The sequence below is a fragment of the Variovorax paradoxus genome, from assembly GCF_030815855.1.
GTDB lineage: Bacteria > Pseudomonadota > Gammaproteobacteria > Burkholderiales > Burkholderiaceae_C > Variovorax > Variovorax paradoxus_M.
Genome location: NZ_JAUSXG010000001.1, coordinates 4992746 through 5016461, shown reverse-complemented (window position 1 = coordinate 5016461; position 23716 = coordinate 4992746). Strand labels below are relative to the sequence as shown.

Here is a 23716-nt window from a genome sequence, read left to right as displayed (position 1 = left end):
CCTCAACCCGAAATGAAAGTAGGCCAGACCTGGATCTGCAGCTTGAGCGCCCAGATGAAGGCCACATAGCTGCCGGCAGCCAGGATGGTCGCCAGCACCAGCACGTCGCGCAGCTTGAAGTGCTCGCCGGCCATGCTCGAGATGATGGTGAGCGCGTAGATCGCGGCAATCATTCCCATCGCAGGCAGGCCGACGCTTGGCAGCCCGCCCAGCAGCACACCGAAAGCCAGGTTGGCGCCGAGCACGAAAGCCAGCGGCTTCCAGGCCCATTTGCCGATCGGATCACCGCTGGCGGTTTCCACCACCAGGGCCTGGAACATGATGGCTGCGCCGAGCACGGCCAGCAGGATGCCCAGCATGAGAGGGAAGTAACCCGGGCCCATGCGGGCTCCGTCGCCGATGGTGTAGGTGGTGGCGCCTATCGCGAAAGCGCCGCCCACACTGGTGAACATGACTCCTGAAAAGAAGTCAGCCTGACTCTTTATACGCATTGTCTCGACCCTCTTGATTGGAGGGGTGAGGGTCGTCGCCCGCGGCTGACTCCTGGCTGACCGGCGCGGTAAGGAGAAATGCGTACCAGGGTTCTCCCTCGCTCGAAAAGATGAGCAGGGCGGAAACGAAAAAAGCTCCCGAAGGAGCTTTTTATTCATTCAGAGAGCCGGGGCTCTCATGAGTGCTGTGGGGAGGGCTTAGTAGCCGCCGCGGCCACCGCCGCCGCCGTAACCACCGCCGCCACCGCTGCGGCCACCGCCGCCGCCGCCACCACCGTAGCCGCCGCCGCCACCACCGCCGTAACCACCACCACCGCCGCCGCCGCCGTAGCCGCCGCCACCACCGGTACGGGGGGGACGAGCTTCCATCGGACGTGCTTCGTTCACGGTCAGGGCACGGCCCTGGAGCGAATGGCCGTTCATGGCTTCAACAGCTGCGAGCGCTTCAGCGTCGCTGCCCATTTCGACAAAGCCGAAGCCCTTCGAACGGCCGGTGTCACGTTCCATCATGACCTTGGCGCTGACGATCGAGCCGAACTCGCCGAAAGCCTGTTCCAGATCGTTGTCACGCACAGAGTAAGCGAGGTTGCCTACGTAGAGTTTCTTGCCCATTGAGGGACTCCTAATTCAAACCAACAAGACAAAGCGATGGAGTCCCAGAATCACAACAAACAAATGCGCTGTGGCGCGAAACTGACCGATCACCGAATTACGTGCACGGGAGACAAGCTCACAGACACGTAGGCTCGATTATCAATCCGATCTGAAAAAAGAGTGCCGAAATCCGCGGTTATTACGAAACATCACGCCTTCGCGGGCGGTTTCGCAACGGTTGGAGCAAGCCGGAGAGGCCGTTGTGGTCTATTTCATGCATCAAATGGAGCAGCCGGCCGATCTCGCCTTCGGGAAAACCCTCGCGCGCGAACCAATTGAGATAATTGCCGGGCAAATCGGCAATCAGCGTGCCCTTGTGCTTGCCGAATGGCATTTCGAGCGTGACGAGGCGCTGCAGGTCTTCGGGTTTCATGATGAGGTTCAGCCTCCGGCGCGCTTGACCATGTGGCCCTGCTTCGCGAGGGCGGCGATCACCAGTTCGCGGTGGTCGCCCTGGATTTCGATGGTGCCGTCCTTCACCGTGCCGCCCGAGCCACAGGCCGTCTTGAGTTGCTTGCCCACCGCCGCGAGCGCCGCCGCGTCGAGCGCAAGACCCTTGACCACCGTCACGCCCTTGCCTTTGCGGCCCTTGGTCTCGTGCGATACACGCACAATGCCGTCGGTGGCCGGAACGCGCGCCTTGAGTTCCTTGCAGCGGCATTGCGCCATCGGCGCGCGGCAATCGGGGCACATGCGGCCGCCCGCCTCGGTGGAGTACACCAGGGCGCTGGCCTGATTGCTTTTCATTGTTGCCATTCGCTAGCTCTCTTCGTTTTCACTGTCTCTCGGTTCATCTTTCTCTGTCTGTCTGTTCACATGCCATTCGACTCACTGGGCCTGGTTCCCGCGCTCGTGCAGGCTGCCGCCGAAAGCGGCTATGCCGCGCCGACCGCCATCCAGGCTGCGGCCATTCCCGCGATTCTGCAAGGTCGCGACGTGCGGGGCTCGGCGCAGACCGGCTCCGGCAAGACAGCCGCATTTTCCCTGCCGCTGCTGCAGCGCCTGGCGGCCGAGCCTGCACAGGCGCCGCGGCGCGTTCGCGCACTGGTGCTCGTGCCCACGCGCGAACTTGCGGCCCAGGTGGGCGAGGCCCTGCGCAGCCTGGCGCAGCATCTGCCCGAGCGGCTGAAGATCGCCATTGCCTTCGGCGGCGTGTCGATCAACCCGCAGATGATGAGCCTGCGCGGCGGCGCCGACATCGTGGTGACCACGCCGGGCCGACTGCTCGACCTGGTGGACCACAACGCGCTGAAGCTCAATGCCGTTGCCACGCTCGTGCTCGACGAGGCCGATCGCTTGTTCGACCTCGGCTTTGCCGAAGAGTTGGGCCGCATCCTCGCGCTGCTGCCGGCGCAGCGCCAGAACCTGCTGTTCTCGGCCACCTTCCCGCCCGCCATCCAGGCGCTGGCCGACGGCACGCTGCGCGACCCCGCAGTGATCGACGTGCAGGGCGAGCCCGGCACCGAGCCGGCCATCGTGCAGCGCGTGATCGAAGTCGATGCGAATCGCCGCACGCAGCTGCTGCGCCACCTGCTGAAGGAAAACGAGTGGGACCGGGTGCTGGTCTTCGTCGCCACCCAGCATGCGGCCCAGACCGTGGCCGAGAAGCTCTACAAGAACGGCGTGTACGCCGTGCCCTTCCACGGCGACATCGCACAGGGCACGCGCACCGGCATCCTCGCGCAGTTCAAGGAGAGCCGCTGGGACGTGGTGATTGCCACCGACCTTGCGGCGCGCGGCATCGACATTGCGCAACTGCCGGTCGTCATCAACTACGACCTGCCGCGCTCGCCGACCGACTACATCCACCGCATCGGCCGCACCGGCCGGGCCGGTGAAAGCGGGCTTGCCATCAGCTTCGTGAGCGCGGCCACCGAAGCGCATTTTCGGCTGATCGAAAAACGCCAGGGCCTCAGCCTGCCGCGCGAGCGCGTCGAAGGCTTCGAGCCGACCGAAGCGGCCGTGCCGATGGTCGATGCCTCCGGCACCGGCGGCATCAAGGGCAAGCGGCCCAGCAAGAAGGACAAGCTGCGGGCGGCGAACGCACTCGCCGCGGGCCAGCAAGGCGAAAGCGAGCAGAACGACTGACCGCCGGGTCTACAGCCAGCCCAGCTGCCGCGCGGCCAGTTCCTTCATGATTTCCTCGGCCCCGCCGCCGATCATCATCACCTTCACTTCGCGGTAGATGCGCTCGCTCACGGTGCCGCGCATGAAGCCCATGCCGCCAAGGATCTGCACGGCCTGATCGGCGCAGAACTGCATGGTCTGCGTGGCGTGGTTCTTGAGCATGCAGACCTGCGCCACCCACTCGGGCGCGTTGAAGCGGCCCGCCGCCTCGTGCGCATCGCCTTCGGCCGAGACGGCTTCGAGCCACGCTTCGGTGGATGCGATGCGCATCTGCATGTCCACCAGCTTGTGGCGCACGGCCTGGTGCTCGATCAGCGCGGCGCCGAAGGCCTTGCGCCCCTGCGCCCAGGCCAGCGCCTCGTCGAGGCAGGCCTGCGCGAAGCCCAATGCGCCCGCTGCGAGGCCGATGCGTTCGCCGTTGAAGTTGCCCATGACCATGCGGAAACCCGCGCCTTCCTCGCCGAGCAGGTACCGGGCCGGGACGCGCACATTGTCGAAGTGCAGCGTGGCGGTGTCCGAGCACAGCCAGCCCATCTTCGCGAGGCGCGTGCGCGTGAGGCCGGGCGCATCGCCGGGCACCAGCAGCATCGAGATGCCATTTGCGCCGCGAGTTTCGCCGGTGCGCACCGCCAGCGTGATCCAGTCGGCCCGCATGCCCGATGTGATGAAGGTCTTCTCGCCGTTCACCACGTAGTGGTCGCCGTCACAGCGCGCGGTGGTGCGCAGCGCCGCCACGTCGGAGCCGCCACTGGGTTCGGTGATGGCGAGCGCCGCGATCTTTTCGCCCCGCAACACGGGCGGTACGACTTCGCTGCGCACGGCATCGCTTGCATGCAGCACCACGGGCGGCAGGCCGATGTTGTGCGAGAACAGGCTCGCGAGCACGCCACCGCTCTTGCCGTAGCGAGCGAGCGCGATCCATGCGGGGAGCTTCAGCGAATACGAGGCCGGCGTACCGCCTAACGCCTCGGGGTAGCCGAGGCCGAGCAGGCCCAGTTCCGCGGCGCGCGCATAGAGCGCACGCGGGAACTCGCCCGCGTCGTCCCACGCTTGCACATGCAGCGCGATCTCGTTCTCGGCAAAGCGCCGCACCGTGTCGGCGAGCGCCACGCGGTCGGCCTTCAGTTCGGCGTCCATGCGTCGTTCGCCTGCGCGTTCAGCCGCGCGGCGGCCGCTTGGCGATGCCCATGGTCTTGGCCAGGATGCCGAGCATCACCTCGTCGGCGCCACCGCCGATGGAGCCGAGCCGCCCGTCGCGGTACAGGCGCGAGACGCGGTTCTCGAGCGTGAAGCCCATGCCGCCCCAGAACTGCAGGCAGGTGTCGGCCACCTGGCGCGTGAGCCGACCGGTCTTGAGCTTCGCCATCGACGCCAACTCGAGCACGTCTTCGCCTTGCACATGCAGGTCGCAGGCGCGGTAGGTGAGGGCGCGCAGCGCTTCCACTTCGGTCTTGAGCTCGGCCAGCTTGAACTGCACCCACTGCTGGTCGGCCAGCGTGGCGCCGAACATCTTGCGCTCCTGCGCCCATCCGATGGTCTGCGCGATGCAGTCCTCCATCGGTTCGAGCGAACTCGCGGCGGCCCACAACCGCTCCTCCTGGAACTGCTGCATCTGGTAGACGAAGCCCTGGCCTTCCTCGCCGATGCGAAAGCGTTGCGGCACGCGCACGTTGTCGAAATAGATCAGGCCGGTGTCGCTCGAATGCATGCCGATCTTGCGGATTTTTTTCGCCTTCTCGATGCCGGGGCTGTCCATCGGCACCATCACGAGCGACTTGTTGCGATGAACCGGGCCGTCGCCGGTGTTGACCAGCATGCACATCCAGTCGGCTTGCAGGCTGTTGGTGATCCACATCTTCTGGCCGCTGATGAGGTAGTCGCCGCCGTCCTTGCGCGCATGGCTCTTGAGGCCGGCCACGTCGCTGCCCGCCCCGGGCTCGCTCACGCCGATGCAGCCGACCCTGTCGCCCGCGATGGCGGGTGCCAGGAACTCGCGGCGCAGTTCGTCGCTGCCGAAGCGCGCGAGCGCGGGCGTGCACATGTCGGTCTGCACGCCGATCGCCATCGGCACGCCGCCGCAGCTCACATGGCCCAACGCCTCGGCCATGGCCATCGCATACGAATAATCGAGCCCGGCGCCGCCGAAGGCCTCGGGTTTGTTGAGCCCCAGCATGCCCAGGTTGCCGAGCTTCTTGAAGACTTCGTGCGCGGGGAAGCTCTCGGCCTCTTCCCACGCCGCTACATGCGGATTGATCTCTTCGTCGATGAAGCGGCGCAGCGTCTTCTGTATTTCAAGATGCTCGTGGGTGTATTGCATGCGGTGGTCTCCGTCCAATCAGTCGTTCGGTTCGTCGCGGTCCTGGAACACGCGCGGCATTCGCGCCAGGTGAAAGCCGTCGAAAGGCCGCACCGCCGCGCGCTGCTGCGCCTGCGCATCGGGCAGCGCCATTGGCCAGCCCATGCGCACCTGCGGCCGCGCACCGTCCACGCGCAGCACGCTGCCGCTGACGAAGCTCGCGGCTGGGCTCAGCAGGAAGGCGATGGCCGCGGAGGTCTCGGCCTCGTTGCCGAAACGGCCCGCGGGCACAGTGTTGCGCATCGCGCGCAGCATGCCGCCGGCCTCGGGCGGGTAGTGGTCCATGCCGCTCGATGCGATGTAGCCGGGCGCCACGGCGTTCACGCGCACGCCGCTCGCGGCCCATTCGAGCGCCGCCGTCTCGGTGAAGCTCACCATGCCCGCGCGCGCGGCGCCGCTGTGGCCCATGTTGGGCATCGAGCCCCACATGTCGGCCACGATGTTGACGATGGAGCCGCCGTGCGCCTGCATGCTCTGCAGAAAGCATTCGCGTGCCACGAGAAAACCGCCCGTGAGGTTGGTGTGGATCACCGCCTCCCAGCCCTTGGCCGAGATGGCTGCGAGCGGCGTGATGTACTGGCCGCCCGCGTTGTTCACCAGCCCGTCGATGCGGCCATGCGCGGCCACGATGGCGGCCACCGCACCGCGCACGGCGTCTTCCTGCCGGATGTCGAAGGCCTGTGTGCCGGCCATTCCGCCATCGCCGGTGATCTCGGCTTGCACCGCTTCGAGCTTCTCGATGCTGCGGCCGACCAGCACCACCTGCGCGCCGAGCGAGGCGAGTTCGTGCGCCGTGCAGCGGCCGATTCCGGAGCCCCCGCCCGTGACGACGATCACCTGGCCTGCGAACAGGCCCGGCGAAAAAACGGAGCGGTAGCGGGGCGAAGCGTTCATCGGCGGACTTTCGAAAGGAGTTTCACGCAAGAGCGGCGTCGCGTCAGGCGTCGGCGATTTCCGCCACCACATGGCGCGCGGCGACCTGCGCCCCCACGGCCACATGCAGCGCAGCCACCCGTCCGGCGCGCGGCGCGCGGTGCACGTGTTCCATCTTCATCGCCTCGAGCGTGACCAGCGGCTGGCCGGCGGCCACCGTATCGCCTTCGGCCGCCAGCAGTGCGATGACGCGGCCGTTCATCGCGGCGCGCAGGAGCCCGTCGCTGGCCACGGTTCCTTCTCGCGCCACCGCAACGCGGGTGAGGTCGTCGAGTTGAAAGGCCTGGCCGCGAAAGTGAAAGTAAATGCGGTTGGCCGATGCACGCGCCACCACCGCGTGTTCTGCCAACCCGCCGCAGCACAAGCGCATGGGCCCGTCGCCGGGCGGTGCAAGCAGCTCGATGCGTACCGGCGCCTGGTCGTCGAGGGCGATGTCGAAGCGGCCGGCGTCAAGAGGCTGAACGCGTGCCGCATGGGGCGTACCGTTGAGCGCGAAGCGCAACGCATTCGGCAACCGGTGCGCGAGCGGCGAGGGCCAGCCGCAGTCGCCAAGCTGGAGCAGCAGCCCGGCCAGCAACGCGGCGCGGGTTTCGGTCGCCGCATCGGGAGCGAGCAAGGCGTCGAGTTGCTCGGCGACGAAGGCGGTGGTCGCGGCGCCGCTTGCGAACACCGGGTGCGCCAATGCACGCTGCAGCAACTGCTGGTTTGTCGCAATGCCCAGTGCCACCGTGTCCTGCAAGCCTGCGAGCAGCCGCTGCCGAGCTTCGTCGCGCGTGCGTCCATGTGCGACGAGCTTGGCGATCATCGAATCGTAGAAGGGCGGCACCGGGGCGCCGTCGCGCAACGCATGCTCGGTGCGCAAAGCCGCTGCGGGGCGCCACACGGCGAGCGTTCCGCTTTGCGGCAGAAAGCCCTGCCGCGGATCTTCCGCGCAGAGCCGCACTTCGATGGCGTGGCCGCTCGCGCGCACCTCCTGCTGGGTCAGCGGCAGCGGCTCGCCGGCCGCGATGCGCAATTGCAGTTCGACCAGGTCGAGGCCGGTCACCGCCTCGGTCACCGGGTGCTCCACCTGCAGGCGGGTGTTCATTTCGATGAACCAGTAGCGGCCCTCGGCGTCGAGCAGGAATTCGAGCGTGCCCGCGCCTTCGTAGCCGATGGCCTTCGCGGCCGCCACGGCGGTGGCTCCCATGCGCTCGCGCAACGCCGCGGACACGGCCGGCGAGGGCGATTCCTCGATCACCTTCTGATGCCGCCGCTGCGCGGAGCAATCGCGTTCCCCCAGATGGATGACGTGGCCCTGCCGGTCGGCGAACACCTGGATTTCGATGTGGCGCGGCAGGGCGATGGCGCGTTCCAGGATCACCGTCGCATCGCCGAAGGCATGGAGCGCTTCCGATTGCGCGCCTTGCAGCAACTCGGCAAAAGCGGCTGCCGAAGGCACGAGCCGCATGCCGCGCCCGCCGCCTCCGGCCGTGGCCTTGATCATCACGGGCCAGCCGATGCGCCCGGCTTCGGCCGCAAGCGTGGCGGCGCTCTGGTCTTCGCCCTGGTAACCCGGAATGCACGGCACCCCCGCCGCCTGCATCAGCCGCTTGGCACCGGCCTTGTCGCCCATCGCGCGAATGGCGGCGGGCGAGGGGCCGACGAAGACCAGCCCCGCGTCACCACAGGCCTGCGCGAACTCCGCGTTTTCGGCCAGGAAGCCATAGCCCGGATGCACGGCTTGCGCGCCGCTCGAACGCGCGGCCTCGACGATGGCGGTGATGTTCAGATAGCTTTGCGCGGGCAGCGGCTCGCCGATCCATACCGCCTGGTCGGCTTGGCGCACATGCTCGGCGTCTGCGTCCGCACTCGAATACACGGCCACCGTGCGCAAGCCCATGGCGCGCGCGGTGCGCATCACGCGCACGGCAATTTCGCCGCGGTTCGCAACGAGCACCTTGTTGAAGCTCGTCATGGCCGCGCCACCGAAAACTGCATGGCCTGCGGCATGCGCGCATCGGCATCCCGGCAGACGGAGAGCACTTCGGCCAGCACCGCACGCGTGTCGCGCGGATCGATCACGCCGTCGTCGAGCAGCAGCGCGCTGGTGGTGAACACGCTGGTCTGGCGCTCGAAGCGTTCGACGATCTGCTGCTGCGTGGCATCGATCTTTTCCCGGTCGACCGAACCCTTTCGGGCCATGCCCGCTTCCATCACGATGGCCATGGTTCTCGCCGCCTGTTCGCCGCCCATGACCGCAGTGCGCGCGTTGGGCCATGAGAAGCAGAAGCGCGGCGCGAAGCCGCGGCCGCACATGCCGTAGTTGCCCGCGCCGTACGAGGCGCCGCAGTGCAGCGTGATCTGCGGCACTGTGGCGCTGGTCACGGCCTGGATCATCTTGGCGCCGTGCTTGATGATGCCGGCCTCCTCGTGCGCGCGGCCCACCATGTAGCCGGTGATGTTCTGCAGATAGACGATGGGCGTGCGCGACTGGCAACAGGCCTGGATGAAATGCGTGGCCTTGGTGGCGCCGTCGGAATCGATCGGACCGTTGTTGGTGACGATGCCCACCGCATGGCCTTCGAGCCGCATGTGGCCGCAGACCGTGGCGCTGCCGTAGTGCTCGCTGAATTCGAGGAACTCGGAGCCGTCGGCAATCCGGGCGATGACTTCGCGCATGTCGACCGGGCGCCGGCCGTCGCCCGGCATGATGCCGAGCAGCTCCTCGGCGTCGTGAAGCGGCGGGGCGAACTGGCGCGGTACCTCGCCGCGCGCCCAGTCGATGCCGCCGAGGATCGAGCGCGCGATGCGGAGGGCGTCGCGGTCGTCTTCCGCCAGGTAGTCGCCCAAGCCCGAGACGTGCGTGTGCATCACGGCGCCGCCCAGTTCTTCTTCGGTGGCAATTTCGCCGGTGGCGGCCTTGAGCAGCGGCGGGCCGGCCAGGAAGGCGCGCGTGCGGTCCCGCACCATCACGATGTAGTCGGAAAGCCCCGTCTGGTAGGCGCCGCCCGCGGTCGACGAGCCGTGCGTCACGGTCACCACCGGCAGCCCCGCGGCGGAAAGTCGTGCCAGGTTGCGGAAGATGCCGCCGCCGCGCACGAAGTCCTGCACACGGTACTGCATGAGATTGGCGCCCGCGCTTTCCACCAGCTGGACGTACGGCAGCTTGTTCTCGAGCGCAATCTCCTGCACGCGCAGCTGCTTGTCGAGCCCCATGGGCTGCAGCGCGCCGGCGTCGATGCCCGAGTCGGACGCACTGACCATGCAGCGCACGCCCGAGACCCGGCCGATGCCCGCGATCACGCCGCCGCCGGGCACGCTCTGGTCGAGGTCTTCGTTGTCGTGGCCCAGCCCCGCGAGCGAGGCCAAAGGCAGGAAGGGCGCGCCGGTGTCGAGCAGCAGCGCGAGCCGTTCGCGCGGCAGTAACTGGCCGCGCCTGGCGAAGCGCTCGGCGGAGGCGTTCGATGCCGCTGCCGAGCGGGCCTCGTGCGCTCGCACGTGCCCGAGCAACGCCAGCATGCCGGCGCGGTGGGCCTGGAAGGATTCGCTGGCCGCGTGCAGCCGGGATTCGATGACGGGCATGGAAGAGTCAGTGGCAGATGCTTTCGCTCTGCGCCGACTCTAGGGCGCCGCCACGCGCCCGGCTTGCGCCAATTAGCTGGTGCGGACCCGGCGCGGCGCTGCGGGTGCGTCCAGGCTGCTTCCCGTGATGACCCAGTAGATGAAGATCAGCACCGCGCCGGCCGTGCCGAACACCGAGAGACCCATGTAGTTGCCGCCGATGGCCAGCGCATCGGTCGGCGCGGCGGCGATGCAGATCATGTTGGCTGCGCTCATGCCCACGTAGTGCATGGTGCAGACCGCCACGCCCATCACCGCGGCCGCGGCAATTTTGTGGCTCAGTCGGCGCAGATTGAAGGCCAGCCACAGGGCCGCGCCGGCGGCGGTGATGGCGATGGCGACGGACAGGCCGACGATGTTGAGCTCGAAATCCATCGAGGCGCGCATGTTCATGGCGAACATGCCCATGTAATGCATGACGCAGACGCCCAGGCCCGCCAGCAGGCTGCCGGCCAGCCAGCCGGACTTGCTGAATTTGCTCCGGCCGCCCGCCAGGTACAGCGCAATGCCGGAGATGAGAATGGCTGCCACCAGGGACACGACGGTCAGCGGCACGTTGTATGAAATGCCCACCGGCAGGCGGTAAGCCAGCATGCCGATGAAATGCATCGACCAGATGCCGATGCCGCCCAGCGCCACGGCGGCGCAAGCCACCACCGCCAGGTTCGGTTTCCCATCCGCACCGACCATGCGCCCCGCGCAGATCAGCGCCACCAGAGAACCCGCAAACGAAATGAGAAACGAGAGCGCCACCAGGCCGAGTGAATACTCGGGCGACAGCAACTGGCCAACAACGAGGGGGGTCATACTTTTTTCTCCTGAAAAAGAACGACTCGCCGCCGTGGATCAGAGGTAGAAAGGCTTGTAACGAGGCGTTCGAGAGCCAGTCTGTAACAGTTGTTTTTAAAAGTAAACGAAATTTCGTCGGATTTTGTTTACTTTCTCACATCTGACCGTTGGGGGCGGATGCTATAGAGCGCATTGTTCCGGTCTGCCGTCATGTAGATGGTCCCGTCGCCTCCCACGGCGACGCCTGTCACCACATAGGGCGGCGGCAATCCGGGGCCGGCGGCGAGGCCGATCGGCAGGTTTTCCGCCACGGTGCGGCGCGAGCCGTTCGAGGGGTCGATTTCCACCAGCCGGCGTGCGGCGCTTTCGGCCACGATGAAGCTGCCCCACGGCGTCTGCGCCAAACCTTCGGGCAGCGCCAGTCCTTCTGCAATGGCGCGAAGCGGCGCGCTCGCGTCGAGCGGAATGCGGGTCAGCTTGCCGGCCGCCTCGGTCACATACAGAGCGCCATCCTGGCCGATGATCATTTGCACAGGGCCGCCGAGCCCGCTGGCGAGCACTTGCTTATCTGCAAACTTGGGGCCGCGGGCGCGCGTGATGCTGCCGGTGGCGATCTCGGCATAGATCACGCTGCCGTCGGGCATCGGCATGGCATCGAACGGCGCCTTCAGTCCGTGCAGCGTCTCGACGGTCCGCAGCGTCTGCCGGTCGACCAGCTGCACCGTGCCGGTGAACCACGAAGTCAGCGCAAACAGCGTGCCCGACAGGCCGATCGAAAAGGGGTAGTCGAGCTCCGGGTCGCGCTGCATGCGGAACACGTCGCGCACTTCGCCGCTGCGCACGTCCACCTGCCGAAAGCCGAACACATCGGCCACCCAGAGCGTGTGGCCCTCGATTTTGAGGCCCGCCGGCGCCGCGAGCTTGCCGCTGGTGAGCGTGCGCAGCGCGCCCGTGGCGGGGTTGAAGGCCTGCACTTCGTTGTTGGCCATGTTCGACACGTAGATCGTGCCGTCCGGCGCAATGGCGAGGTTGTCGAGCGAAGGCCGCAGCTGTTTCGCGACGGTCTTGCGGCCGGTGGCCAAGTCGACGCGGACGAGCTCGCCGCTGCGTGCATCGACCACCCAGAGGTTGCCCTTGCCGTCCAGGTTGGCCGCTGCGGGAATCTTGAAGCCGTCGGCGATCACGGCCATGCTGCCGTTCGACGGATCGATCTTCACCACCTGGCCCTTGAACCAGAGCGGGCCGTAGAGCATGCCGTCGGGGCCGACCTCGAAGCCGTTGAAGCCGCCCATGTCCTTCTTGATGAGCCGCGGCGGCTTCTGGCCTTGGCGGTCGATCTCCCACAGCGCATCGCCCAGGAACACTTGCGAGGCGTAGAGCTTGCCGTTTTTTCGGTCGAAGTCGAGCGAGTTGAGTCCGGGCAGGTCCTTGGCGAGCACGCGCATCGGCGCGCTGTCGCTCTCGCGGTAACGCAGCATGCCCATGAGGTAGTTGGTCCATGCGAGCTCGCCGTTGGGGCCGACCGCGATGTCGTCGGCCTGGCCCTCGGGCGCATCGATCAGCACCTTGGCCGCCCCGGTGTTGCGGTCCACCTCCCACAGCGTGTTGCCGAGCACGGAGCCGGCGAGCAGCCGGCCCTTGGCATCGATGGCCAGGCCGTGCACGCCCGAGAACGAGGAGGGCGCCACCAGCGCTTCGGGCGCCGCCCACGAGGCGGGCCGGGTGGGCGGCGGCGACGGCGGTGCAATGGTGCCGCAGGCACCCAGCAGGGCGAGCGTGGCGATCAGTGCGGCGGCGGCATGGAGCGGGCGAGGGGGCATGTCTTCTCCTTCGGGTGGATGCGCGCGCAGTCTAGAAGGAGGACGGGCCGGCGGCGCGGTCTCCCTCGGGACATGCAGACTTTTATCCGCTGCGGATTACCCGCGGTTCAGCCGCACTCTTCCGCCACGCTCACCCGCGCAGAAGCTGCGTCAGCGCGTGGATCAAAAGCCCCACCAGCCCGCCCACCAGCGTGCCGTTGATCCGGATGAACTGCAGGTCGCGGCCGATGTGGCGCTCCAGCTCGTCGGTCATCTCGCCGGCATTCCATTCGCCGACCCGCTCTTCGATGTAGCGGCGGATGTCCTCGCGGTAGCGCTCGATGGCCAGCGGCGCGGCGGCCTCGATCTGCTCGTTGATCCAGCGGCGGATCGCCTCGTCGGCCTGCAGCCGCGTGCCCAACGCACCCGCCATAGATGCAATGCGCCGGCGAATCGTCGAATCGCCGCGGCCGAGATCGTCATGCAGCCAGGCCAGAAGCTCGCCCCAGAGCCCATGCAGGTAGTCGCCGAGCGCGGGGTGCGCCATCAGTTCGGCGCGGATCTGCTTGCCGCGCTGCTGGAACTCGGGGTCGAGCTTGAGCCGCACCACGAAATCGTCGACGAAATGGTCGAAGCGCCTGCGCATCGGATGCGCGGGCTCCGCCGCGAGTTCGCCGATGGTGCGCGCCACGGCCGCCACGATCTTGCGCGTGGCGAGCTTGGCCGCGACCTGGTCGAGGCCCACGTAGCGCAGCGTTTTTATCTCGCGCGCAATGGCCTCCGTGATGTGCGCCTGAACCTCTTCGCCTTCGAGCAGGCCGGCCACCTGCTGCAGCACATCGTCGAGCAGCGCCTGGTGGCGCCCGCCGGCCGTGAGTGCGTCGAGCGCCTGGCCGGTGAGGCGCGAGAGGTCGATCTTCTCGAGTCCCGCCGCAGCGGCCCGGCCCAGGAAGGCGCGCACGCGCTCGTCGTCGAACGCCGCAAGCCCGTAGCGCGTGGCGGCCACGCCCCATTCGCCGAGTTTCTCGCCGCTCGCGGGCCGCGCCAGCCAGCCCGCGACGCGCCCGGCGGCGTCGAACTCGCGCAGCTTGGCAAGCACCTGCGCGGTGCTCAGGAAGTTGTTGCAGATGAAGCCGGCCAGCTTGGCGCCGATGCGGTCCTTGTTGCTCGGGATGATCGCGGTGTGCGGAATCGGCAGGCCGAACGGATGCCGGAACAGCGCGACCACCGCAAACCAGTCGGCAATGGCGCCGACCATCGCGGCTTCCGCGAAAGCGGCCACATAGCCCCAGGCCGGGTGTTGCGCATGCAGCGCGCTCGCCAGCGCATAGAGCAGTGCCGCCGCGCACAGCAGGCCGAGCGCGACTCGCTTCATGCCGCCGAGGGCGCTGCGGTCGTCAGCCAATGGCGGGCGAGGAGGCGAGGCGCTCCATGAACAGCTCGCAGCGTGCCAGTTGCTCGAGGCTCACGAACTCGTCGGGCTGATGCGCCTGGGTGATGCTGCCCGGGCCGCACACCACGGTGGGGATGCCGGCGTTCTTGAACAGGCCCGCTTCGGTGCCGAAGGCCACCAGCGTGGTGCGCTCCTCGCCCGAGAGGCGCTGCGCCAGCTGCGTGACCGGATCGCCCGCGGCGCCGAGGAAGCTCGGGATCTCGCAGATGGTTTCGAAGCGGAAACCGGCGTCGGGCGCCACTTTCTTCATCGAGCTTTCGAGCGTCCCGGCATAGGAGACCACTTCGTCCTGCATCTTCTTCGCGTCGGCGGTCGGCAGGTCGCGGAACTCGTAGCGGAACTCGGCGTCGCGAGGCACCACGTTGTCGGCGATGCCGCCGTGGAACTGGCCCACGCTCGCGGTGCTGAAGGGCACGTCGAAGCCTTCGTAGCGCGGCTCGCTGCGCTCGAAGCCTTCGGCCATGTCGCGCACCTTGCCGACCACGCGGGCTGCCATTTCGATGGCATTGACCGAATGCGGCGTGAGCGACGAATGCGCCTCCTTGCCGCGCACGCAGCACCTGTAGCGGTACACGCCCTTGTGCGCGATGGCCGGCACCATGCTGGTGGGTTCGCCCACGATGCAGGCGACGGGCTTGATGCCGGCGTCGCGCATGTCGGCGATGAGTTCCTTCACGCCGAAGCAGCCGATCTCTTCTTCATAGCTGAACGCGAAATGCACAGCGAAGGGCGAGTCGCTTTCCAGGAAGCGCCTGGCATTCGACAAGGCGATGGCAATGAAGCTCTTCATGTCGGCCGAGCCGCGCCCGTAGAGGCGTTCGTTCTGCACCGTGGCCGAGAGCGGGTCGACGCTCCAGTCCTGCCCGTCCCAGGGCACCGTGTCGGTGTGCCCCGAAATGATGACGCCGGCCGGCTTGCCTTCGCCGAGGGTGGCGAACAGGTTGGCCTTGGTGCGCTCGGCGTTGTAGGTGATGCGGCTTTTCACGCCGAGGGCCGCCAGATGGCTCTGCGCGAGGTCGATCAGCTGGAGGTTGCTGTTCTCGCTGACGGTGTTCATGCGCACCAGTGCCTGGGCCAGTGCGAGGCTTTGAGGGGAAAGCGTATGGAGCATGCAACACATTGTCCAAGAAGTCGGCGCCATGCGCCGGCAGTTGCCGATGCCGTCATGCGAAGCGGGTACGCTGGCTCTCTTTTGGATGGAGAAAAAGACGATGCGCACCCTTCCGCTTGCCCTGTCTGCGACAGCCGCCCTTTGCCTTGCAGCCTGCGGCACCACCGGCCCCGGTTCATCCAACAAGCTGCTCACGCTCGACGGCCAGCCGCCGCTGGTCATCGCGCATCGCGGCGCCTCGGGCTACCTGCCGGAGGAAACGCTCGAAGCCTATGCGCGCGCCATCGAACTGGGCGCCGACGTGATCGAGATGGACCTGGTCTCCACCAAGGACGGCGTGCTCATCGCCCGCCACGATCCCAACCTGGCCATCAGCACCGACGTGGCCAAACACCCGCGCTTCGCCTCGCGCAAGAAGACCATCAAGGTCGACGGCGAAACGCAGACCGGCTGGTTCAGCAACGACTTCACGCTGGCCGAGATCAAGACGCTCGGCGGCATCTCGACCGACCCCGAGCGGCCGCAGGAATTCAACGGCAAGTTCAAGATCCCCACCTTCCAGGAGATCATCGATTTCGCCAAGGCCAAGTCGAAGGAAACCGGCCGCACCATCGCGATCTACCCCGAGACCAAGAACCCGACCTACTTCCGCGACCTGGGCTTGCCGCTGGAAGACAAGGTCGTCGCCGCCATCAACGCCGCCGGCTGGAACAGCAAGACCGCGCCAATCTACGTGCAGTCCTTCGAGCCCGGCAGCCTCAAGTACATGAAGAGCAAGGGCCTGAATACCCGGCTCATCCAGCTGATCGACGGCGACAGCGTCGACCTGAAGACGGGCGCCGTGACCTTCGCGGTGCCGAGCGACCGCCCCTACGACTGGACCCAGGCCGGCGACAAGCGCAACTTCGACGTGATGGTCACGCCCGCGGGCCTCGCCGAAATCAAGACCTATGCCGACGGCATCGGCCCGTGGAAGCGCTACATCGTGAGCATCAAGGGCAGCATCGGCGCCGACGGCAAGCCGATCGACGTGAACAAGGACGGCAAGATCAACGATGCCGACGCCACCTCGGTTTCGCCCACCACGCTGATCGCCGATGCCCACAAGGCGGGCCTGTTCGTGCACCCGTTCACCTTCCGCAACGAGTCGCGCCGCCTGGCGGCCGACTACGACAAGAACGGCAAGAACGAGTACGCGATCTATTACAAGCTCGGTGTGGACGGCGTGTTCACCGACTTCACCGACACCGCGCTGGCGGCGCGCGCCGACTACCTGAAGAGCATCGGCCGCTGAGGGGTAGCCCGGCACGGTCTTTGCGGTGGTGAGCCGCAAAGTCTAGACTGTGCCCCTATGAAACTCATCGATTCGCTTGTCACGCAGGCGGCGGGCATCGCCGCCGTGCGACGTGATCTTCACGCCCATCCCGAACTCTGCTTCGAAGAAGTCCGCACCGCCGACGTGGTGGCAGGCAAGCTCACCGAATGGGGCATTCCCATTCACCGCGGCCTGGGCACCACCGGCGTGGTGGGTATCGTCAAGAACGGCAGCAGCAGCCGCGCCGTGGGCCTGCGCGCCGACATGGACGCGCTGCCCGTGACCGAGCTCAACACCTTCGCTCATGCCAGCAAGCACCACGGCAAGATGCACGCCTGCGGTCACGACGGCCACACCGCCATGCTGCTCGCCGCCGCGCAGCACCTGGCCAAGAACCGCAATTTCGACGGCACGGTGTACCTGATCTTCCAGCCGGCCGAAGAGGGCGGCGGCGGCGCGCGCGAAATGATCAAGGAGGGGCTGTTCGAGCAGTTCCCCATGGAGGCGGTGTTCGGCATGCACAACTGGCCCGGCATGAAGGCCGGCCAGTTCGCTGTGAGCCCGGGGCCGGTGATGGCGTCGGGGAACAAGTTCTATGTCAACGTGATCGGCAAGGGCGGCCATGCCGCGCTGCCGCAGACGGGCATCGATCCGGTGCCGATTGCCTGTGAAATCGTGCAGGCGTTCCAGACCATTCTCACGCGCAAGATGAAGCCGACCGACTCGGCCGTGATCTCGGTCACCACCATTCACGCGGGCGAAGCCAACAACGTGATTCCCGATAACTGCGAACTGACGGGCACCGTACGCACCTTCTCCATCGAAGTGCTCGACATGATCGAAGCGCGCATGAAGAAGATTGCCGAGAACATTTGCGCGGCGCACGACGCCACCTGCGACTTCCGCTTCGAGCGCTACTACCCGCCGACCGTCAACACCGAGGCCGAGGCCGACTTCGCGCGCCGCGTGATGGGCGGCATCGTCGGTGCCGAGAACGTGTTGCGGCAGGAACCCGCCATGACCTCGGAAGACTTCGCCTTCATGCTGCAGGCCAAGCCCGGCGCGTATGCCTTCATCGGCAACGGCGACGGCACGCACCGCGACATGCACCACGGCGAAGGACCGTGCACGCTGCACAACGCGAGCTACGACTTCAACGACGACCTGATTCCCCTGGGCGCGACCTGCTGGGTGCAGTTGGCCGAGCAGTTCCTGAAGCCCGGAGGAGCCGCCGCTTGATCGGCATCGGCGAGGCGTTTTCGCCGCGCTACGCCCAGGCGCGCCAGAAGTTTCTGCGCGCTTGCGTGAGCGCGGGCCTCGCGGTGGAGCCGCATGCGCATCCGGGCAAGGGGCAGGAGGGCGAGGAGCTTTCGATGGACGTGGCGCTCGACGGCGATGCGAACGCCGAGCGCCTGCTGATCGTCTCCAGCGCCTGCCATGGCGCCGAAGGCCATTGCGGCAGCGGCGTACAGGTGTTTGCGCTGCACGATGCCGAATGGCGCGAAAAGGCCAAGGCGCAGGGCGTGGCGGTGCTCTATGTGCACGCGCTCAACCCGCGCGGCTTTTCGTACGGCCGGCGCGTCACGCAGGAAAACGTCGACCTGAACCGAAACTTCGTCGATTTCTCCAAGCCGCTTCCGGTCAACGAGGCCTATGCCAAGCTGCATCCGCTGCTCCTGCCCGACGTCTGGCCACCCACGCCCGAGAACCAGGCCGCCGTCGAGAAATGGATCGACAAGCACGGCGCCGTGGCATTCCAGGCGGCCGTCAGCGGCGGGCAATACCAGTTCGACGACGGCCTGTTCTTCGGCGGCAAGGCGGCAACCTGGAGCAACAGGACCCTGCGCAACGTGCTGCGCCGCCACGTCGGCAGCGCGCGCCGGCTGGCCTGGATCGACCTGCACACCGGCCTCGGCCCGAACGGCATCGGCGAGCGCATCTTCGCGGGCAGGGATGACAAGGCCGCCTCTGCGCGCGCCAATGCCTGGTGGGGCACGCCCGCGGCGCCCGTCACCTCGACCTATGATGGTTCTTCCACCTCGGCCCCGTTGCGCGGCCAGATGTGTGAAGCGGTGTACGAGGAGTGTCCGCAGGCCGAATACACCGCTATTGCGCTCGAATACGGCACGCTGCCGATGCTCGACGTTCTGGGCGCCTTGCGCGCCGACCACTGGCTGCACAAGCACCCCGAAGCACCGGCCGAGCTGGCCGACGGCATCCGCGCGCGGATGCGCGAGGCCTTCTATACCGACGCTGACGCCTGGCGCGGCCAGGTGGTCAGCCAGGCCCGGCAGGCGATGTTCCAGGCCGTGGACGGCTTGAGCGGCTGACGCAAGAAGCGGGGCGCGACGCCCCTGCGGTCAGGTCCTGACCTTGCCGTCCGCGGTGATCATCGACAGCTCGACGAACTTCGATCCAACGTGGTTCTTGGCCGAGAACGACACCTCGAAGCCGCCGAACTGCTGGCGGTCGATGCTCTCCAGGCCGGTGATGAGGCCGTCGCGCGAGGCCTTGCCCGGCGGCGCACGGCGCAGGCCCTCGGTCAGCACCTTGGCGGCGATGTAGCCTTCCATGCTCGAAAAATTGGCGCTTGCCCCGGCGCCGGCTTTTTTCACCGCCTCGCTGAACTCGCGCGTGATCGCGTTGGCGGGGTTGTAGGGCGAGGGCACCACCTGGGTCACCATCACGCCCGCGCCGCCCTTGCCGAGCTCGTCGGCCAGTGCCTGGGTGCCCACGAAAGACACGTTGAAGAACGTGCCGCCGTAGCCCGCCTTGCGCGCCTCGCGGATGAAGGCCGCGCACGCCTTGTAGGCGCCCACCTGAACCACTGCATCCGGCCGCGCCGCCACGATGCTCTTCACCGCCGAGGCCACGTCGACCGAATTGCGCTCCACCGTGGCGAGCGCCACCGGCTTGAGGTCCTGCTGCGACATTGCCAGGGTGACGCCGTCGAGCCCCGCCTTGCCATAGGCGTCGTTCTGATAGAAGACCGCGATCTTCTTCAGGTGCAAGTGGGTGAGCTGTTTCACGATGAGCGCGGTCTCGTCGTTGTACGACGCGCGCAGGTGGAACACGTTCCTCTGGAACGGTTCGCGCAGCGACATGGCGCCGGTGAACGGCGCGATGAAGGGCACCTTGTCCTTCACCGCGAGCGGCAGCGCCGCCATGCTGGTGGGCGTGCCGATGTAGCCGAACAGCGCGAACACGTCTTCCTCGATCAGCTTCTGCGTGTTGGCGGCGCAACGGTCGGGCTCGTAGCCGTCGTCCAGGTTCTTGATCACCACGTGGCGGCGGCCGGACTGGGCGTTGTACTGGTCCAGGAACAGCTTGGCGCCCTGGTGAAACTGGATGCCGAGCTGCGCGGCCGGGCCGGTGAACGGTGCCGATTGGCCCAGCACCAGCGGGGCTTCGCTTTGTGCCCTGGCGAGCTGAAAACCACCCAGCGCTGCGGCACCGGTGGCCAGGGAGAAATGTCTGCGATTGATCATCGTGAAAACCTCTTCTGCGCGTGCCGCGCCTCGTCTGGAAAACTTTAGACTTGCCGGATGGACAACGCCCCGGTCTCGACGACAACTGTTCTTCCCACCGAAACTTCCACAGTCCTGGGCGCCTGCCCGCACGACTGTCCGGACACTTGCGCCCTGGTCACCACCGTTAAAGATGGCGTGGCCGTGAAGCTGCAGGGCAACCCGGCCCATTCGCACACGGCTGGCGTCCTTTGCACCAAGGTTTCCCGCTACATCGAACGCAACGACCATGCCGAGCGGCTCGTGCAGCCCATGAAGCGCACCGGCCCCAAGGGCAGCGGCCAATTCGAAGCCGTGAGCTGGGACGCCGCTCTTGACGACATCGCCGCGCATCTCCGTTCATTGCAGACAGATCCAGAAACAATTGTGCCTTATAGTTACGCAGGCACCATGGGTCTTGTGCAGGGCGAGTCGATGGATCGGCGTTTTTTCCACAAGTTGGGCGCCACGCTGCTTGACCGCACGATCTGTTCCATGGCTGGCGGCGAGGCGATGGTCTACACCCTGGGCGCCAAGATCGGCATGCGGATCGAGTTTTTCGCCGAGGCGAAGCTGATCCTGATCTGGGGCAGCAACTCCATTGCGAGCAACCTGCATTTCTGGCGCCATGCGCAGGCCGCCAAGCGGGCCGGCGCGCGGCTGGTGTGCATCGACCCGCGCAGGACCGAAACCGCCGACAAGTGCGACGAGCACATCGCCTTGCTGCCCGGCACTGACGCCGCGCTGGCCCTGGCGCTGATGCATGAGCTCATCGTGCACGGCTGGCTCGACCACGACTACATCGAAAAGCACACGCTGGGCTGGGAGCAGCTGCGCGAGCGTGCATTGCAGTGGCCGCCCTCGCGCGCCGCCGCCGTGTGCGGCGTGCCCGAGGCGCAGATCGTGGCGCTGGCGCAGGCTTACGGCACCACCAAGCCGGCCGCGATCCGCCTCAATTACGGTATGCAGCGCGTGCGCGGCGGCGGCAACGCGGCGCGCGCCATCGCCTGCCTGCCCGCGCTGGTGGGCGCCTGGCGCGATCGCGCGGGCGGACTTCTTTTGAGCAGCTCGGGCCACTTTCCGGCCGATCGCGCCGCGCTGCAGCGGCCGGACCTTCTTGCGGGACGAAAGCCGCGCACGGTCAACATGAGCACGATCGGCGACGCGCTGCTCGACGAGGCCAAGCCGGTGAAGGCCATCATGGTCTACAACAGCAACCCGGTCGCGGTGGCGCCCGAGTCGGGCAAGGTGGTGGCGGGCTTCGCACGGGAAGATCTCTTTACCGTGGTGCTGGAGCAGTTCCGCACCGACACCGCCGACTACGCCGACTACCTGCTGCCCGCCACCACGCAACTGGAGCACTGGGACATCCATTGCAGCTACGGCCACACCGACGTGCTGCTGAACCGCCCCGCGGTGGCGCCGCGCGGCGAGGCGCGCAGCAACGCCTGGATCTTCCGCGAGCTGGCGCGGCGCATGGGCTTCGACGAGCCCTGCTTCTCGGACGACGACGAGGCGCTGTGCCGCAGCGCCTTTGCGCCCGGTGCCATCGACTACGAAGAACTGCTGGCGCAGGGCTTCACCAGCCTGAAGCTGCCCGAGGCGCCGTTTGCCGACGGCAAGTTTCCAACGCCTTCGGGTCGCTGCGAATTCTTCAGCGCCCGCCTCGAGGCCCAGGGCATGGACGGGCTGCCCGACCACGTGCCCAACTACGAGCCGGCGGGCGGCTCCGCCGAGTTTCCGCTCGCGATGATTTCGCCGCCGGCACGCAACTTTCTCAATTCGACCTTCGTCAACTTGACGAGCCTGCGCGCCATCGAAGGCGAGCCGCTGCTCGAGATCCACGAGGCCGACGCCGCCGCGCGAGGCATCGAGAACGGCGCCACGGTGCGCGTGTTCAATGGCCGCGGCGAGCACCGCTGCCGCGCCGAAGTCTCGCGCCGCGCACGGCCCGGCGTGGTGCACGGCATGGGCATCTGGTGGCGCAAGCTCGGCATGGACGGCACCAACGTCAACCAGCTGACCAGCCAACGCCTGACCGACATTGGCCGCGGCCCGACCTTCTACGACTGCCTCGTCGAGGTCGAGCGCCTCGCCCCCTCTCCCTCCGGGAGAGGGTTGGGGTGAGGGCCGCCCCCGCATCCGCCCTGGCCGGCGCGCTCTTGCTGCTCAGCGGCTGCGCCGACCTCGGCTACTACTGGCAGTCGGCCAGCGGCCACATCGGCATCATGCGGGCCGCCAAGCCGGTGCCCGAGTGGCTGGCCGACCCGGCCGTCTCCGAGCCGCTCAAAGCCAAGCTCGAACTCGCGCAGCGCATCCGCCGCTTTGCGGTGACCGAACTGGCACTGCCCGACAACCCCAGCTACAAGGCCTACGCCGACCTGCGCCGTCCCGCGGCGGTGTGGAATGTGGTGGCCACGCCGCCGTATTCGCTCACGCTCAAGAACTGGTGCTTTCCAGTAGCGGGCTGCGTGGGCTATCGCGGCTACTACGACGAGGCCGCGGCCAAGGCCGAAGCCGAGGCGCAACGTGCCAAGGGCCTGGAAACGGCCGTCTACCCCGTGCCCGCATATTCGACGCTGGGCTGGATGAACTGGGCCGGCGGCGATCCCTTGCTTTCCACCTTCATCGGCTACCCCGAGGGCGAGCTGGCCCGCATCGTGTTTCACGAACTCTCGCACCAGGTGCTCTATGTGCCGGGCGACACCGTCTTCAACGAGTCGTACGCCACGGCGGTGGAGCGCATCGGCGGAGCCCTGTGGCTGCAGCGCGAGGCGGGCGAGGCCGCGCGAAGCGAGTACGCGCGCTTCGATGCACAGCGCCAGCAGTTCCGCGCGCTGGCTCTCCAAACGCGCCGTGCGCTCGGCCAGGTGTACGAATCCGCGCAGGCCAAGGCTGGCGACTGGGCGGCGGTCGACGCCATGAAAAAGGCGGCCATGGACGATTTCCGGCAGCGCTACGCCGGGCTGCGCGCAGAATGGCAAGGCCCGCGCCAGGGCGCCTACGACCTGTGGGTGGCACGCGCCAACAATGCGACCTTCGCAGCCCAGGGGGCTTACGACGATCTGGTGCCCGGCTTTGAGGCGCTGTTCGAACGCGAGGGCCGCAACTGGCCGCGCTTCTACAAGGAAGTCCGCCGCATCGCCGCGTTGCCGACGATGGATGAGCGGCGCCATGCACTGCAAACGGCCACCGGTGTCCTGCAGACGAACAATTCCATCCACAAGAACCAAGACAACCACGGAGATCACGGTGCCTGACATCCATATCGAACGAAACCACGCGCTGGGCATTGCCGGCGCACGCGAAGTCGCACGCCAATGGATGCAGCAGGTCGAGCAGGACTACGGCCTAGAATGCACTTATACCGAAGGCGAGACCAGCGATGTTGCGGTGTTCAGCCGCGCGGGCATCGACGGCACGGTGGAGGTCACGGCCGACACCTTGACGCTGGAAGCCACGCTGGGTTTTCTGTTCAGCAGCTTCAGCGACCAGATCGAGCAGAAGATCGCAAAGAACCTCGACGCACTGCTCGATGCGCCGGGGGGCAAAAGCCGCTTTGCCTGAAGACCCTTCGCC

21 protein-coding genes are annotated in these 23716 nt (G+C 67.1%); 7 read left to right on the top strand and 14 right to left on the bottom strand.

Annotation, left to right across the window (positions count from 1 at the left end):
• Positions 1-2: 2 nt before the first annotated feature.
• From QFZ42_RS23860 to QFZ42_RS23845, 4 genes are all read right to left on the bottom strand, one after another.
• Positions 3-491 (bottom strand): tripartite tricarboxylate transporter TctB family protein, encoded by a 489-nt coding sequence (locus QFZ42_RS23860; protein ID WP_307703343.1) that lies wholly within the window; start codon positions 489-491, stop codon positions 3-5.
• Positions 492-689: 198 nt separating this feature from the next.
• On the bottom strand, positions 690-1103 hold the full coding sequence (locus QFZ42_RS23855) for an RNA recognition motif domain-containing protein (protein WP_307703342.1): 414 nt from the start codon (positions 1101-1103) through the stop codon (positions 690-692).
• Positions 1104-1284: 181 nt separating this feature from the next.
• Positions 1285-1518, bottom strand: a complete 234-nt coding sequence (locus QFZ42_RS23850) for a DUF3820 family protein (RefSeq protein WP_307703341.1) — start codon at positions 1516-1518, stop codon at positions 1285-1287.
• A gap of 8 nt (positions 1519-1526) precedes the next feature.
• Positions 1527-1901: a translation initiation factor Sui1 gene (locus QFZ42_RS23845; RefSeq protein ID WP_307703340.1), complete on the bottom strand. Its 375-nt coding sequence runs from the start codon at positions 1899-1901 to the stop codon at positions 1527-1529.
• 60 nt (positions 1902-1961) lie between these two features.
• Between QFZ42_RS23845 and QFZ42_RS23840 the strand changes: the two genes are divergently transcribed.
• Positions 1962-3233 carry a DEAD/DEAH box helicase gene (locus tag QFZ42_RS23840; RefSeq protein WP_307703339.1) on the top strand — a complete coding sequence of 424 codons (1272 nt, stop codon included), beginning with the start codon at positions 1962-1964 and terminating at the stop codon, positions 3231-3233.
• A 9-nt stretch (positions 3234-3242) separates the two neighbouring features.
• Here the strand turns inward: QFZ42_RS23840 and QFZ42_RS23835 are convergent, their stop codons facing one another.
• From QFZ42_RS23835 to argE, 9 genes are all read right to left on the bottom strand, one after another.
• A complete protein-coding gene (locus tag QFZ42_RS23835; protein ID WP_307703338.1) occupies positions 3243-4409 on the bottom strand; it encodes an acyl-CoA dehydrogenase family protein in 1167 nt (388 codons plus the stop codon).
• A 19-nt stretch (positions 4410-4428) separates the two neighbouring features.
• Entirely contained in the window at positions 4429-5589 is a 1161-nt protein-coding gene (locus tag QFZ42_RS23830; RefSeq protein WP_307703337.1) for an acyl-CoA dehydrogenase family protein, read from the bottom strand.
• 18 nt (positions 5590-5607) lie between these two features.
• Complete coding sequence (locus tag QFZ42_RS23825) at positions 5608-6522, bottom strand: SDR family oxidoreductase (RefSeq protein ID WP_307703336.1); 915 nt, start codon at positions 6520-6522, stop codon at positions 5608-5610.
• Positions 6523-6565: 43 nt separating this feature from the next.
• Positions 6566-8518 carry an acetyl-CoA carboxylase biotin carboxylase subunit gene (locus tag QFZ42_RS23820; RefSeq protein WP_307703335.1) on the bottom strand — a complete coding sequence of 651 codons (1953 nt, stop codon included), beginning with the start codon at positions 8516-8518 and terminating at the stop codon, positions 6566-6568.
• Entirely contained in the window at positions 8515-10125 is a 1611-nt protein-coding gene (locus QFZ42_RS23815) for an acyl-CoA carboxylase subunit beta (RefSeq protein ID WP_307703334.1), read from the bottom strand. Before QFZ42_RS23815 ends, QFZ42_RS23820 begins: the two co-directional genes overlap by 4 nt.
• A gap of 72 nt (positions 10126-10197) precedes the next feature.
• On the bottom strand, positions 10198-10971 hold the full coding sequence (locus QFZ42_RS23810; RefSeq protein ID WP_307703333.1) for an MHYT domain-containing protein: 774 nt from the start codon (positions 10969-10971) through the stop codon (positions 10198-10200).
• A 128-nt stretch (positions 10972-11099) separates the two neighbouring features.
• Complete coding sequence (locus QFZ42_RS23805) at positions 11100-12773, bottom strand: hypothetical protein (protein WP_307703332.1); 1674 nt, start codon at positions 12771-12773, stop codon at positions 11100-11102.
• 130 nt (positions 12774-12903) lie between these two features.
• Complete coding sequence (locus tag QFZ42_RS23800) at positions 12904-14157, bottom strand: DUF445 domain-containing protein (protein ID WP_307703331.1); 1254 nt, start codon at positions 14155-14157, stop codon at positions 12904-12906.
• On the bottom strand, positions 14150-15316 hold the full coding sequence (argE, locus tag QFZ42_RS23795) for an acetylornithine deacetylase (RefSeq protein ID WP_307703330.1): 1167 nt from the start codon (positions 15314-15316) through the stop codon (positions 14150-14152). Before argE ends, QFZ42_RS23800 begins: the two co-directional genes overlap by 8 nt.
• A 100-nt stretch (positions 15317-15416) precedes the next feature.
• Here argE and QFZ42_RS23790 point away from each other — a divergent pair, with 100 nt between their 5' ends.
• Genes QFZ42_RS23790 through QFZ42_RS23780 form a run of 3 tightly spaced genes read left to right on the top strand, consistent with a single transcriptional unit; the run spans position 15417 to position 18961 of the window.
• Positions 15417-16610, top strand: a complete 1194-nt coding sequence (locus QFZ42_RS23790) for a glycerophosphodiester phosphodiesterase (RefSeq protein WP_307703329.1) — start codon at positions 15417-15419, stop codon at positions 16608-16610.
• Between the two features lie 57 nt (positions 16611-16667).
• Positions 16668-17870: a M20 aminoacylase family protein gene (locus tag QFZ42_RS23785; protein ID WP_307703328.1), complete on the top strand. Its 1203-nt coding sequence runs from the start codon at positions 16668-16670 to the stop codon at positions 17868-17870.
• Entirely contained in the window at positions 17867-18961 is a 1095-nt protein-coding gene (locus QFZ42_RS23780; RefSeq protein WP_307703327.1) for a M14 family metallopeptidase, read from the top strand. Before QFZ42_RS23785 ends, QFZ42_RS23780 begins: the two co-directional genes overlap by 4 nt.
• Positions 18962-18991: 30 nt before the next feature.
• Here the strand turns inward: QFZ42_RS23780 and QFZ42_RS23775 are convergent, their stop codons facing one another.
• Entirely contained in the window at positions 18992-20119 is a 1128-nt protein-coding gene (locus QFZ42_RS23775) for an ABC transporter substrate-binding protein (protein WP_307703326.1), read from the bottom strand.
• A gap of 57 nt (positions 20120-20176) precedes the next feature.
• Here QFZ42_RS23775 and QFZ42_RS23770 point away from each other — a divergent pair, with 57 nt between their 5' ends.
• From QFZ42_RS23770 to QFZ42_RS23760, 3 genes are read left to right on the top strand one after another with little or no spacing between them, the layout of a single operon-like run.
• Complete coding sequence (locus QFZ42_RS23770) at positions 20177-22264, top strand: molybdopterin-containing oxidoreductase family protein (protein WP_307703325.1); 2088 nt, start codon at positions 20177-20179, stop codon at positions 22262-22264.
• Positions 22261-23397, top strand: coding sequence for an aminopeptidase (locus tag QFZ42_RS23765; RefSeq protein WP_307703324.1), 1137 nt, complete (start codon positions 22261-22263; stop codon positions 23395-23397). The genes QFZ42_RS23770 and QFZ42_RS23765 overlap by 4 nt, the downstream gene beginning before the upstream one ends.
• The gene (locus QFZ42_RS23760; protein WP_307703323.1) at positions 23390-23704 is read left to right on the top strand and encodes a polyhydroxyalkanoic acid system family protein; all 315 of its coding nucleotides are present in this window, start codon (positions 23390-23392) and stop codon (positions 23702-23704) included. Before QFZ42_RS23765 ends, QFZ42_RS23760 begins: the two co-directional genes overlap by 8 nt.
• Positions 23705-23716 lie beyond the last annotated feature (12 nt).

Excerpts from the sequence above, each read along its gene's own strand:
- QFZ42_RS23770 (WP_307703325.1), top strand. The coding sequence starts at position 20,177 with ATGGACAACGCCCCGGTCTCGACGACAACTGTTCTTCCCACCGAAACT.
- argE (WP_307703330.1), bottom strand. The coding sequence starts at position 15,316 with ATGCTCCATACGCTTTCCCCTCAAAGCCTCGCACTGGCCCAGGCACTG.
- QFZ42_RS23835 (WP_307703338.1), bottom strand. The coding sequence starts at position 4,409 with ATGGACGCCGAACTGAAGGCCGACCGCGTGGCGCTCGCCGACACGGTG.
- QFZ42_RS23825 (WP_307703336.1), bottom strand. The coding sequence starts at position 6,522 with ATGAACGCTTCGCCCCGCTACCGCTCCGTTTTTTCGCCGGGCCTGTTC.
- QFZ42_RS23805 (WP_307703332.1), bottom strand. The coding sequence starts at position 12,773 with ATGCCCCCTCGCCCGCTCCATGCCGCCGCCGCACTGATCGCCACGCTC.
- QFZ42_RS23790 (WP_307703329.1), top strand. The coding sequence starts at position 15,417 with ATGCGCACCCTTCCGCTTGCCCTGTCTGCGACAGCCGCCCTTTGCCTT.
- QFZ42_RS23810 (WP_307703333.1), bottom strand. The coding sequence starts at position 10,971 with ATGACCCCCCTCGTTGTTGGCCAGTTGCTGTCGCCCGAGTATTCACTC.
- QFZ42_RS23860 (WP_307703343.1), bottom strand. The coding sequence starts at position 491 with ATGCGTATAAAGAGTCAGGCTGACTTCTTTTCAGGAGTCATGTTCACC.
- QFZ42_RS23855 (WP_307703342.1), bottom strand. The coding sequence starts at position 1,103 with ATGGGCAAGAAACTCTACGTAGGCAACCTCGCTTACTCTGTGCGTGAC.
- QFZ42_RS23845 (WP_307703340.1), bottom strand. The coding sequence starts at position 1,901 with ATGGCAACAATGAAAAGCAATCAGGCCAGCGCCCTGGTGTACTCCACC.
- QFZ42_RS23830 (WP_307703337.1), bottom strand. The coding sequence starts at position 5,589 with ATGCAATACACCCACGAGCATCTTGAAATACAGAAGACGCTGCGCCGC.
- QFZ42_RS23850 (WP_307703341.1), bottom strand. The coding sequence starts at position 1,518 with ATGAAACCCGAAGACCTGCAGCGCCTCGTCACGCTCGAAATGCCATTC.
- QFZ42_RS23785 (WP_307703328.1), top strand. The coding sequence starts at position 16,668 with ATGAAACTCATCGATTCGCTTGTCACGCAGGCGGCGGGCATCGCCGCC.
- QFZ42_RS23820 (WP_307703335.1), bottom strand. The coding sequence starts at position 8,518 with ATGACGAGCTTCAACAAGGTGCTCGTTGCGAACCGCGGCGAAATTGCC.
- QFZ42_RS23775 (WP_307703326.1), bottom strand. The coding sequence starts at position 20,119 with ATGATCAATCGCAGACATTTCTCCCTGGCCACCGGTGCCGCAGCGCTG.
- QFZ42_RS23815 (WP_307703334.1), bottom strand. The coding sequence starts at position 10,125 with ATGCCCGTCATCGAATCCCGGCTGCACGCGGCCAGCGAATCCTTCCAG.
- QFZ42_RS23840 (WP_307703339.1), top strand. The coding sequence starts at position 1,962 with ATGCCATTCGACTCACTGGGCCTGGTTCCCGCGCTCGTGCAGGCTGCC.